Here is an 11,753-nt window from a genome sequence, read left to right as displayed (position 1 = left end):
GGGTGTGGTTTTAATCGACGATTAGTTTAAAAGTTTTAATAATTTTTCCGTTCTGGGTAAGATTGATCAGATATGAACTCTGGACAGGCAGGTGATTGACATAAGATTTTGCCTTTTCATCTACTTTATCTAACGTTACCAATCTGCCGCCGCCGTCATAAATAGAGATGATAAGATTCTCCATAGGCGGGAAGACAATGGTAAAGTTTTGATCTTTTTTCACCGGATTAGGGTACAATGAAATCTTTGTAAGGTCCAGAGAAATATCTTTTTCACTGATTGTATTTGATCTCGGGTCCTGATTTCCGGTTTCAGGTTTCGTATTCTTCAAAGGGCTTACGGCAAACGTGAAATGCGTGGTATTTCCCGTATCGAAAGGATCGATGAAATCAACTTTACTGAAAGTAACATAATTCCCGTTTTCAACCCCTGCAATCTTTTGAATTTCCCCGTTGTCTTTTTTCAGAAGCATCCAGTAAGAAAGCGGTAAAGCCTTTGGATTCACAGTTTCTTTAATAATTCTCACTTGGTAACCGGTCTTAGGAATTTTATTTCCGATAAAACCAATTTCCCAGTTTCTATCAAGCACATCCAGAATTCTGTCATTTTTTAAAGACATATCTTTGTTGTCATCAGACCACATGACAAAATTATTATTGTCCAGAACGGTTGCATTTTCAGAATTTGTTCTGAAGATATTGTTCATTCCGATAGCTAAAAAAGGATCTGCCTGGTTGGAAGACTGTTTCTGATACAGTTCGTTTCCATCATCTCTTCCCAGACCCGTTGGCCTGTAACTGTAATCTTTGTGTTGTTCAGGATCCCAGATTACTTTTCCGTCGCTTCCGTAATATTTACCTTTTTCTAAAGATATTCCGTATTTAATAGAAAGATAGGAATGAATTTTATTAAGATCCGTTGTTTTTGCTTTTCTCGGCAGGAAAATCATTTCATAAAGATTCTGATCTTCAAATCTGATCTTTAAGCTGTCAGTTTTCTGCTTGTCCGGATCTGCAGTTCCGGTAAAGGAAAAAATACTCGGCTTTTTACCGATTTCTTTTGCCTCTTTACCTTTGTTATAGACTGTATTTCCTAAAGAAACTTCTTTGTCCGGATTCATCCAGATCATTTCATCTTCTTTTGAAGCATGAACCAGACTGAGCGTATGGCTCTTGTTTTTACTGTACTTGATGTACTTTTTGAGAGACTTGTCCTTGATACCGCAATGGAAATTCAGCAGATTTTCATCCCGGCACCTGGTCGCTTCCCGCAGAGTAGGATTGGTTTTTTCCCAAAGCTGGACATCGGAGCCTACCAATTGGGCATAAGCCGAGAATGAGCACGACAGCATAAGCATCGTAACAATCCTCGATTGTCGAAGGTGTAGCATAAGTGGATTTTGTTTGTGAAAATTGAAAGTGTGTTATTAGTTTTTACCCTAAATTCGGTTGACGTATTTTAGATAAAATTGTATGTATAGTATTTCTGATGTTTCAAAAAAATTGAAAACGTATGAGTTGTCATGGTCATTAGTTTTTATAATTCACAAAACTAAGAAAAATATCATATCAATTATTAAATTTTCTAAACTTTAACATTTAAATGAAAATTTGTAACTTAATTTTAATATTAGACGAATAAATTATATAAATCACAATATCTTTCTTTAATCTGTGCAGCAAAGATCACATGGAGAGACGACAAAACATGACGTTTGAAAAAATAATTTTTAATGAATTATCGTGAAGTAAATAAAAACGGGTTTTACAGGCATCAATTTTTTCAGTTTTAATTATAACAAAATTGTTCCCGAAGTCCAGTTCCGGGAACAATTTGTGATGTTTATATTAATTAATAATTTAAATTACCTGTCAAACTAATCAAAGGAAGCACGAAATTCCAGAGGCGAAAGATCAGTCTTTGTTTTGAACAGTTTGCTGAAAGACTGCGAATGTTCGAAACCCAGCTCGTAAGCAATTTCACTTATCGAAAGATTGGTAGTGGATAATTTTTCTTTGGCTTTTTCAATTAATTTCCCATGAATATGTTGCTGTGTCCCCTGCCCGGTTAATGTTTTAAGCAAACCACTGAGATACTTGGGAGAAATATTTAAAGCATCTGCAACATATTGTACGGTAGGCAGTTTTTTGGAGATTAAATCATCTGCAAAATATTCATTTAGCAAATTTTCCACCTTATCCAGAATCTGGTGATTCGCTTTTTCCCGGGTTATGAACTGGCGGCTGTAAAATCTCTCAGCATAACTTAGTAACGTTTCGATATGAGAAATGATGATTTTCCTGCTGTATTTATCAATGTTTGAATGATACTCTTCCCGGATGTTTTCCACTATTTCGTTAAGTATGTTTTCTTCTTTTTCAGAAAGAAATAAGGCTTCATTTACCGAATAATCAAAATATTCATAACGGCTGATGGTTTTTGCAAGTGATGTATTCCAGAAAAAATCTGGATGTATAAGCAACATCCATCCTGAACGCTCCATCTTTGAATGATGATTGACGCGTATATTAAAAATCTGGTTCGGAGCAATAAAAAACATCACCCCATCATCAAAATCATAGTCCAGCTGTCCGTACTTAAATTTTCCATCAATTCCTTTTTTAACGGAAATCTGATAAAAATCAAACATCCAGCTTGTTTCTTCCATTTCAGGCTGGTGTTTTATAGAAGCATAATCTACAATACTAATGAGCGGATGTGCAGGTTTTGGCAAACCTCTGAACTGATGAAATTCGCTGATTGATTTTATCCTGATTATTTTTTTCTGCTCCATTAGACAAATTTAAAAATAATTCTTTTCAATATCTTTCAATAAGCTGATATGCATTGGCTCCCAGTCTAATTGTCTTTTTGTTTTAAGATTACTTACGGGACAATCCATAGTAATAAAGTGGGCCAGCCATTCAAAATGTTTGTTTAAGTCTTCTCCGGACACAGCTTTCAGAGGGACATGTAATTTCTCACCGATCAGTGCTGCCAATTCTTTCAGTTCAATACTTTCATCCTCCACACCGTTATATAAAGCACCGCGCGCACCTTTTTCCAACGCGAGACGGAATAATCGTGCGGCATCCAGTCGGTGTATTCCTGTCCATCGGTTATTTCCATTTCCGGGATATGCAGAAACACCATTTTCCTTTGCCTGCGAGATCATAAAGGGGACAAAACCATAATCACCCACGTCGTGAACAGAAGGGGCTAACCTGATTACCGAAGTATTGATCCCTCTTTCTGCAAGCTTCAGTGCTGTTGTTTCAGAAGCCCGTAAAGAATTTTCGGCAACACTTTCTTCCGTTATCTTTCCGTTAATAAGAGGTAAACCCAGAAGTCCGGCAGTGACAATAAGTGGTTTATCAGTAGCTATTAACACTTCACCCATTGTTTCAATAGCTATACGATCCATTTCTGCTGCTTTAGGAAACTGCGAAATATCCTTTGAAATCATAAAGTCATGAGAAAAGGCCGTGTGAATAATACCATCTGCATACAAAGCATGTTGTTTCAATATTTCCACATCCGCAAGGCTGCCTTCCACAGCTTCTGCCCCTGCCTGCCTGATTTTTTCTGCTGATTTTTCCGAACGTGCCAAACCGGTGACCTGGTGTCCCGCATCAATTAATTCTCTTACAATTGCGGAACCTATAAATCCTGAAGCTCCTGTTACAAATACTTTCATTATCTTTTATTTTGTTGATACAAAGTTGCGTACATTCGTAAATATTAATGTATCCTAAAGTAAGATTGTTGTAGCCAAAAAGAACCGGAAATATTTGTGCTGTCAACAAAAAAGGCTGCCGTTACAACGGCAGCCCTCCAATTAGAAGTTATTATAATTTATTTTGCTTTAAAATACACTCTTCTATTCGCTCTGTTTTTCCATTCAGGACATTTTGAAGCAGGATCACATTCAGGATATTTCAGGTCTGTTTTACCATTTCCCTGAGCATCAAGTTTTCCTGACTGCACACCATTCTGCATCAAATAATTTTTTACATTATTAGCTCTTCTTTCAGACAACATTTTGTTGTAAGCTTCAGTTCCTCTTGTATCAGTAGCCCCAACAACAGTATATGAACCGTCTGATGAATTGATATAGCTTACTGCGTTATTTAAGATCGGCGTGTTTGAAGGTAAGATTCTGTCTGAATTAAGGTCAAATTCAATACCTTCAAGTTTTGTTTCTGTTTCGGCAACAGCACCCTGTCCCTGAGTCTGATCCGGACATCCGTTATTTTCCACACTTCCCGGAACGGTTACACATTTGTCGTAAAGGTCGATTACTCCGTCAAGATCTACGTCTAAAGCAACTCCTGATCCATCTACTCTTGCACCTGCAGGAGTATCAAGTTGTCTGTCCCAATCGTCACAAACACCGTCATTATCAGCATCTCCATTTTTACAAACTACTAAATCTGTAACTTTAGATTCCAAAACGCTAATTTTGTAATAAGCTTCCTGCAAAGGATCATGCCACATCAGGTGAGATTCATGTTTTCCTAAATTAACAGTAAGCCCTAAAGTTGTATTGATGAAATTATCAGAACTTTTATTATTTCTTCTGTTGATTGCACTGTACTGCTGGCCTCCACCATCAAATGCATCATCTGTCGTTACAACATACATTACTCTTCCTTCCAGATCAAGGCGGTTACTGATTTTATATTTCAAACCGGCACCAGCCTGTCCAAAAAATGAATCAAATCTAAATGGTTTGATCTCAGTCATTAACCTTTGTCCTGTTTCATCTTTTAGGTAAGCTCTGTATGATAAAGTACCAATACCTGCATAACCGTGTAATGCCCATCTGAATGGTGATTTGTTATCAACTCTTCTTAAAAGATTAGAGAAATTAATATCTCCTAAAATAGAGATCGCATCATATTGTGTTCTTGCTCCATACTGATTATTAGCAGCAGCGTTTGCAGGTGCAGCATCTTTGGTATTAAAATACCCCTGTCTTGTTTCACCTCGGTCATATTGTAGTTTTAATCCGAAAGCATGTGTAATGGCTTTATCTACACTCACATATGCAGAATAACCAAATAAATCTTTTCCGTAACCGTCTTTTGTTTTATAAGATACAAGATCAGCACTTTGTAGCCAAGGCACACCAGCACCAAAAGAGATTGACCAGTCATTGAATCTCTTTGCAGAGTTTGTAAATGGTTGTACATCTGCAGATCCTGAAGAGAAAGTATTCGGATACTGTGTGTTATTCATAACCTGTAATGAATCCTGAGCAAAAAGGCATGTGGGTAATGCTATTGCCAACGATAAGATTGATAGTTTTGATTTCATATGATTTTTTTTAATGTTTATTAACAAATAACCTGTCCTGTTTTTAAAAACAGAACAAATTAAAATCAGAGGTTTCAGCTCGTGCTCTTCATTATTCAATTATTATACCATTTACACCAATAAAATGTTTGACAACGCGCTTCAGAAACAATAATTTAAAAATATGTGGTACCTAAACAAAGTTGCTTATCAGCTATTTAAGGTGTTTTATATGCATAGCATATATGTTTTTTATACGCTTTAATTTTTATAAAATTTAACATTAAAATTTAACTATGTCATACTTTATTTTAAAATTATTATCAACCAAAAAAACATTTATGAATTAAAAAATTACTTATCAGATAAGTAGTTTTTAGGGATAAACAGCAACTTATTACGCCGACGTTTTTTTTCCAATATAATATTGATTCTTATTATAAAAATTTACAGTTTCCTGAAATTCAATATCAAACATTGAAGAATTAAACTTCATATCTGAATTTTTATATTAACTATATCTTAAATTTAATTGCAATAACACAGATACAGCATGTATTGCCATTTTTACCGAGAAGCCGATATGGATTTTTTTTTTTACATTTGCTTATATAATATCAAACTGCTTCTGCATTCGATATTTAAATAATACCAAGTTTATAAAGCATTAAAAAATCAAGTAATGAGAAAAATTATTCTACTATTTGCATGTTTGTTAGGTTTTTCGGCTTTCTCACAAATCAAAGTGCTGAAAAATGAAACTGTGGTAGAAATCGGTAAAGATAATTCTGTTGGTTTATATAAAAAGGACAATAAATTTACCATAAATTATCAGGATCTGAATACTGCTAACCTAAATACATTCCGCTCTTTTTCCTTTGAAAATCTCAATAAAGATGTTTCAGGTTTATATGAGCTTATCAGCAATGGATTTATTGATATACCTGTTAGCAACATTGTCCTGGAACTTCCTAATGATATCATTGAACTTCATTTTGAGAAGAATTTCGGGCAGCCTACGGTTCAGTTTATTCAGTATATTAATAAAAACAGAAAGTACGTAGGAAAATCGCAATTTCTGAACAAAAAACAGATTGATAAAATTTTCGGAAGACAAAACGGAAAATCTTCTCTTTATGAAAAGCCGGCTGCGGCTGCAATAGGAAATACCGGAAACAGGCCTGCGAATAATGTTACAGCATCAGAATCCGGAAATAAAGATAAGAAAACTAAGAAATAATCAATTATAGAAAATATTAACCAGGCTCATTCACCGGAATGAGCTTTTTTATTTTTATTTTTGCAAAAAGATCATTACGAATATGTCTCTTCAGATAAATAATTTAACTAAGAAATTCGGTGAACAAACTGCACTGAACAACATCAATATTTCCATAGACAAAAATGAGATTATAGGGCTTTTGGGACCAAACGGCGCCGGGAAATCCACGTTAATGAAATCTATTGTAGGAGCTTTAAAAATTGATGAAGGAGAAATCATCTTCAACGGTAAAAATATTACCGAAAATGAGATAGAAAGCAAAAAAAAGATTGGCTTCCTTCCGGAAAACAATCCGCTTTATCTTGAGATGTTTGTAAAAGAATACCTTCAGTTTGTAGCTAATATTCACCACATCCCCTCTTCCAGAGTAGATGAGGTTATAGAACTTGTAGGGATTACTCCTGAAAAGACAAAGAAAATCGGGCAACTTTCCAAAGGATATAAACAGAGGGTAGGTCTTGCCCAGGCCATTATCCATCAGCCGGATCTTTTAATCCTGGATGAGCCGACTAACGGACTTGATCCAAACCAGATTATTGAAATCAGAAACGTGGTGAAAGAAATCGGACAGCAAAAGACCGTATTGCTTTCCACCCACATCATGCAGGAAGTAGAAGCGCTATGTTCCCGCGTAATTCTTATTCATAAAGGTAATATTCTTCAGGATTGTCCTATTAATGAATTTAAAGGTAAATTCGGAAGTCTGGAGGAGGCTTTTGCAAGTTATACCCAGGCATCCGTCGTCTCTGAAATGAATCCTTAATTGGCTTTAAATTTGATAATTTTAAGACACTGACAAAATATTAAAATTATGATTAAATCAATTGTATGGGGAGCATTATGCATGATGAACATTAGCATATTTTCAGCTAAAGATCTGCAACAGCCTGTAATTCCGCAAAATGTTACGAAGCAGGTTTCACAGAAAATTCCAAAATCCGTGATCCTAAAAACGAAAAAATTTAAAATTAAAATTGATCAGCAGCCGGATGGAAAATATCTTTACCAATCATGGCCTGCCAATGGAAAAATCACTTCCAAGCCGAGCATGATTATCAGTGGCGGAGAATTGATTCCTGACGGAACCGGAGGAAATTATTATTTTGAATTTGGTAATGAAGGATACACCTATCAGGTTTGGAGGAACTACCTCACCGATTCTCCTAAAAAAGCTCCTTATACACTCACCGTAGAAGATCAGGACGGAAAGACGATTGTAAAGCAGGATGCAGTAGTTGTAAAAAATTAAGAAAAAAAGCTCGCTTCAGTGAGCTTTTTTTATGTTCCGGCTTTTTTTAACAGATAAAAATTACTTTCATTAAAGCTTTCCTTTGCGGCCTGGTACCCAATTTGAAATATTTTTTCGAGGCGGTCTTTTCTTCTTTCAAAAGTTCCGTATGTTGAGAGTTCCTGTGAGGAAATAAACCAGTCGCAATAATCAAATTTTATTTTCTCGATTCTGTAAGATAGAAGATCGTATGATCTTGAGACAATTGCTTTGATTGATTTAAGATCATTAATTTTAATATCATGAGGCGGGGAAACAAAGACCCCGATCAGTTTATCACATTCACCTCTGATGATATCTGCAGGGAAATTATTCAGCACTCCTCCATCGCAGTACATTTCTTCGTTAATAATGTAAGGCGTTGTAATCCCCGGTATGGAACATGAAGCGATAATGGCGTCCACAACTTTAAAATTTTCATCAAAAATTTTTTCCGTTCCGCTTACCAGTTCTGTAGCTACAATTTTCACCTCTTTTCCGAGATCTTTCAGTTTCATATCTCCGAAAATGGGGTTCAGATAATTCCTGAAAATCACCGAAGAGACCAACCCCGGCTGATTGAATGCAAAATGTTTCCAGTTGAAAAAATATACCGAATTAAAGAATTCCAGAATTTCTTCCGGACTTTTTCCTACGGCGTACATACATCCTACAATAGAGCCTGCACTACAGCAAGACAGAACATGAACATCAATATCTTTTTCTCTCAGGAATTTTAAAACTCCTGCGTGTGCAATTCCTTTTGTACCGCCGCCTGATAAAACAAGACCTACTTTTTCAATATTCATTGAATAAATGTAAGAAAATACCACAAAATAGAATGTCTGTTTTTACTAATTTTTTGTTAAATAGTAGTAGATAACATAGATGACCGGTGGGTAACAATTGATAAATACTTTTAATATTTCTCAATAACAGATTATCTCTATAAAACTTTAATTTAAATATATAATTACTAAAAAAAAGTGTCATTTAAAAAAAACCGACATTACGGGCTTTTAAAGTTTTATCGTATTAATTATTAATATATTTTTCGAAGATCTTTGAAAAGTCTTTCTGATTATACTTATCAAAGCTGGTAGTATTCCAGGCAAAAATGTATTCGTTAACGGTTCTTAATTCCTGACTTTTCGATACATTTTCCTGTTTTCCTGATGCTACGGTAGTGATCGCTTTTTGCAGACTGTCATTCGAAAAATTAAGCAATGACTGATTATGATGCACTGCCTGCTGAATCGCCAGAAGCGCTTTATAAAGATCTTTTAACTGATCAATCTGACTTTTTGTGACACTGATCATAAACGGAACATTCCCGATATTAAATGAAATTTCAACATCCAGGTCGATGGTTCCTGCCGTCTGCAAAGCAATATTTGAGAAAGGAAACTGATAATATTCATATCTTCTCAATACTCTTTTTTTATCCAGGGCACTTGCGCCGTCAATATGGATCAATGCTCTGTTGGTAAAGCAATATTCATCTCTTTTGGATTTGATGAGGAAGAAAATCTTTTCATTATCTTCCGATAAAATGTAATCATCAGAATCTACTTTATCATAATCGTGAGAAGGAATAATTTTACCAATATCTCCAAGTCCTAATGCTTCTGCAGCTAATTTTTTGAACATAATTTATTTTAATTTGTATTTTGTTTAGTGAATAAAATTAAGAAAATAACTGAGATAAAATCAAAAAAAATTATCCTAAAGCTCGTTTAAATTTGATTAATTATTCAAAAATTTCATTCATTTTTTGACGCAAAGATCTAATTTAAAGACTTAGTTATTTAAGTAAGCAAAGCAGAATCAACAAGTTGATTTGATAAAGCTATTTCTTCAAGCTTTGTGAAGCAAATTTTATTTGCCTTTGCTTTCTAAAAGTAATGTGTAAAGTTGAATTAAATCTTCGCGTTTAAAAATAATAGAATTTAAAAACTTTAAATGTCAATTTAAACAGGCTCTTTCAAAAAGAAAAACCACAGACAAAATCTGTGGTTTACTATATTTATAATTTAATTATCAAATTAAATATGGATCACTTCTCCATAAGCAGCAGCAGCAGCTTCCATAATCGCTTCGGATACTGTTGGATGCGGATGGATCGATTTGATGATCTCATGACCGGTAGTTTCCAGTTTTCTGGCAACAACCGCTTCTGCAACCATATCCGTAACACCTTCTCCGATCATGTGACAACCTAGCCATTCCCCATATTTAGCATCGAAAATCACTTTGATGAAACCATCCGTATTTCCATTGGCAGTTGCTTTTCCACTTGCAGAAAGAGGGAATTTTCCAACTTTAATTTCATATCCTTTCTCTTTAGCCTGCTTTTCGGTAAGCCCCACAGAAGCAACTTCAGGGTGACAGTAAGTACATCCAGGAATATTGCCATAGTCTATTTTTTCAACATGCAATCCTTTGATTTTCTCAACACAGGTAATTCCTTCCGCAGAAGCAACGTGTGCTAAAGCCTGAGTTGGAATGATATCACCAATCGCATAATATCCCGGAACTGAAGTTTCGTACCATTCGTTTACCAGCACTCTTCCTTTATCTGTCTGGATTCCTACTTCTTCAAGTCCGATATTTTCAATATTGGCAGCAATACCAACAGCAGACAATAAGATATCAGCTTCAAGCGTGATATTTCCTTTTGCTGTTTTTACATTAGCTTTTACGCCTTCTCCGGTGGTGTCTACACTTTCAACAGAAGCGTTGGTCATGATCTCAATCCCTGATTTTTTAAGGGATTTTTCTAAGTGTTTAGAGATTTCTTCGTCTTCTACAGGAACGATATTCGGCATAAATTCTACAACCGTTACTTTGGTTCCCATGGTATTATAGAAGTCGGCAAATTCCACCCCGATCGCTCCGGAACCTACAACGATCATCGATTTCGGTTGCTCAGGAAGAGATAACGCCTGTCTGTATCCGATTACTTTTTTACCATCCTGAGGAAGGTTTGGCAATTCTCTTGAACGTGCACCTGTAGCGATGATGATGTGCGTCCCTGTATATTCAGTTACTTTCCCTTCTTTATCAGTAACGGAAACTTTTTTACCTTTCTGAATTTTGGCAGTTCCCAGAATAACATCGATCTTGTTCTTTTTCATTAAGAATTCGATTCCTTTGCTCATTTTATTGGCAACACCGCGGCTTCTCTGAATTACGTTCGGAAATTCAAAACTACCTTCCACTTTATTCAAGCCATAATCTTCAGCGTGATTGATATAATGAAAAACCTGAGCAGACTTCAGCAAAGCTTTCGTAGGAATACATCCCCAGTTAAGGCAGATACCTCCTAAGCTTTCTTTCTCGATAATTGCAGTTTTGAAACCCAATTGTGCCGCTCTGATTGCAGTAACATATCCACCGGGACCACTTCCGATGACAATAATATCGTAATTCATTAGTTTAAAATTTTATGCGAATTTAAGGAAAAATATTGGATGTTCAGTGTTTCTTGCTTTAACATAGATGAGGAATAAAACAGATTATTTGTCAATTAAAAACATAAAAAGGAAAACACTCAAGTGTTCTCCTTTTTTGATCCGGAAGTTAATTCCTTATTGTATTTAATTTATCTGGTAGCCCTTAACAGTCGTTTTTCATTTTGATATCGCAGATTCAGGGCTTTCAGCTGATCGCTCTTCATTTTTTTGGTAGCAAGCGGATGATTTAGAATCAATCTTTTTTCGGTATTGTATTTTTTATCCAGCTCTCTCGCCTTATTGTTGTACATCTCACTTCTTGAAGGGTGAGGCGGCGCAGGAGGACGTGGCGGATGTTTCTGTGCAGAAGCTTCTGCAGATAAACCCAAAAACAAAAGTGTGGTAATTAAAAACTTTTTCATGACTTTTTATTTTTGAATGATTGAACTTT

The 11,753-nt window shown here is 35.4% G+C and carries 11 protein-coding genes; 3 read left to right on the top strand and 8 right to left on the bottom strand.

The features are described from left to right. Positions 1–10: 10 nt before the first annotated feature. From ODE14_RS01250 to ODE14_RS01235, 4 genes are all read right to left on the bottom strand, one after another. Entirely contained in the window at positions 11–1,390 is a 1,380-nt protein-coding gene (locus tag ODE14_RS01250; RefSeq protein ID WP_263602646.1) for a T9SS type A sorting domain-containing protein, read from the bottom strand. Positions 1,391–1,876: 486 nt separating this feature from the next. Continuing rightward, positions 1,877–2,794, bottom strand: coding sequence for a helix-turn-helix domain-containing protein (locus tag ODE14_RS01245; protein ID WP_263602645.1), 918 nt, complete (start codon positions 2,792–2,794; stop codon positions 1,877–1,879). A gap of 9 nt (positions 2,795–2,803) precedes the next feature. Then, positions 2,804–3,697, bottom strand: a complete 894-nt coding sequence (locus ODE14_RS01240) for an SDR family oxidoreductase (protein ID WP_263602644.1) — start codon at positions 3,695–3,697, stop codon at positions 2,804–2,806. Positions 3,698–3,855: 158 nt separating this feature from the next. Then, complete coding sequence (locus ODE14_RS01235) at positions 3,856–5,319, bottom strand: OmpA family protein (RefSeq protein WP_263602643.1); 1,464 nt, start codon at positions 5,317–5,319, stop codon at positions 3,856–3,858. Between the two features lie 661 nt (positions 5,320–5,980). On the opposite strand from ODE14_RS01235, the gene ODE14_RS01230 reads away from it, so the two are divergent. The 3 genes from ODE14_RS01230 to ODE14_RS01220 all read left to right on the top strand — a co-directional run bounded on the left by ODE14_RS01230 (position 5,981) and on the right by ODE14_RS01220 (position 7,829). Continuing rightward, positions 5,981–6,538, top strand: coding sequence for a hypothetical protein (locus ODE14_RS01230; protein ID WP_263602642.1), 558 nt, complete (start codon positions 5,981–5,983; stop codon positions 6,536–6,538). 82 nt (positions 6,539–6,620) lie between these two features. Beyond that, complete coding sequence (locus ODE14_RS01225; RefSeq protein ID WP_263602641.1) at positions 6,621–7,343, top strand: ABC transporter ATP-binding protein; 723 nt, start codon at positions 6,621–6,623, stop codon at positions 7,341–7,343. Positions 7,344–7,391: 48 nt separating this feature from the next. Beyond that, positions 7,392–7,829, top strand: coding sequence for a hypothetical protein (locus ODE14_RS01220; protein WP_263602640.1), 438 nt, complete (start codon positions 7,392–7,394; stop codon positions 7,827–7,829). 29 nt (positions 7,830–7,858) lie between these two features. Here ODE14_RS01220 and ODE14_RS01215 read toward each other — a convergent pair whose 3' ends face one another. From ODE14_RS01215 to ODE14_RS01200, 4 genes are all read right to left on the bottom strand, one after another. Continuing rightward, positions 7,859–8,656, bottom strand: coding sequence for a patatin-like phospholipase family protein (locus ODE14_RS01215; protein WP_248394096.1), 798 nt, complete (start codon positions 8,654–8,656; stop codon positions 7,859–7,861). Positions 8,657–8,882: 226 nt separating this feature from the next. After that, entirely contained in the window at positions 8,883–9,497 is a 615-nt protein-coding gene (locus ODE14_RS01210; protein ID WP_263602639.1) for a PH domain-containing protein, read from the bottom strand. A gap of 395 nt (positions 9,498–9,892) precedes the next feature. Further along, positions 9,893–11,281 carry a dihydrolipoyl dehydrogenase gene (gene lpdA, locus ODE14_RS01205; RefSeq protein ID WP_263602638.1) on the bottom strand — a complete coding sequence of 463 codons (1,389 nt, stop codon included), beginning with the start codon at positions 11,279–11,281 and terminating at the stop codon, positions 9,893–9,895. 170 nt (positions 11,282–11,451) lie between these two features. Beyond that, the gene (locus ODE14_RS01200) at positions 11,452–11,724 is read right to left on the bottom strand and encodes a hypothetical protein (protein ID WP_263602637.1); all 273 of its coding nucleotides are present in this window, start codon (positions 11,722–11,724) and stop codon (positions 11,452–11,454) included. Positions 11,725–11,753: the final 29 nt, after the last annotated feature.

This window comes from Chryseobacterium sp. PET-29, assembly GCF_025736815.1.
GTDB classification, from domain to species: Bacteria; Bacteroidota; Bacteroidia; order Flavobacteriales; family Weeksellaceae; genus Chryseobacterium; species Chryseobacterium nepalense.
The sequence above is the reverse complement of the archived record's forward strand: the minus strand, read 5'-3'. Positions and strand labels throughout refer to the sequence as shown.

Bases quoted from the DNA above. Each gene is read 5' to 3' on its own strand.
- ODE14_RS01250 (WP_263602646.1), bottom strand. From the start codon at position 1,390: ATGCTACACCTTCGACAATCGAGGATTGTTACGATGCTTATGCTGTCG.
- ODE14_RS01245 (WP_263602645.1), bottom strand. From the start codon at position 2,794: ATGGAGCAGAAAAAAATAATCAGGATAAAATCAATCAGCGAATTTCAT.
- ODE14_RS01240 (WP_263602644.1), bottom strand. From the start codon at position 3,697: ATGAAAGTATTTGTAACAGGAGCTTCAGGATTTATAGGTTCCGCAATT.
- ODE14_RS01235 (WP_263602643.1), bottom strand. From the start codon at position 5,319: ATGAAATCAAAACTATCAATCTTATCGTTGGCAATAGCATTACCCACA.
- ODE14_RS01230 (WP_263602642.1), top strand. From the start codon at position 5,981: ATGAGAAAAATTATTCTACTATTTGCATGTTTGTTAGGTTTTTCGGCT.
- ODE14_RS01225 (WP_263602641.1), top strand. From the start codon at position 6,621: ATGTCTCTTCAGATAAATAATTTAACTAAGAAATTCGGTGAACAAACT.
- ODE14_RS01220 (WP_263602640.1), top strand. From the start codon at position 7,392: ATGATTAAATCAATTGTATGGGGAGCATTATGCATGATGAACATTAGC.
- ODE14_RS01215 (WP_248394096.1), bottom strand. From the start codon at position 8,656: ATGAATATTGAAAAAGTAGGTCTTGTTTTATCAGGCGGCGGTACAAAA.
- ODE14_RS01210 (WP_263602639.1), bottom strand. From the start codon at position 9,497: ATGTTCAAAAAATTAGCTGCAGAAGCATTAGGACTTGGAGATATTGGT.
- lpdA (WP_263602638.1), bottom strand. From the start codon at position 11,281: ATGAATTACGATATTATTGTCATCGGAAGTGGTCCCGGTGGATATGTT.
- ODE14_RS01200 (WP_263602637.1), bottom strand. From the start codon at position 11,724: ATGAAAAAGTTTTTAATTACCACACTTTTGTTTTTGGGTTTATCTGCA.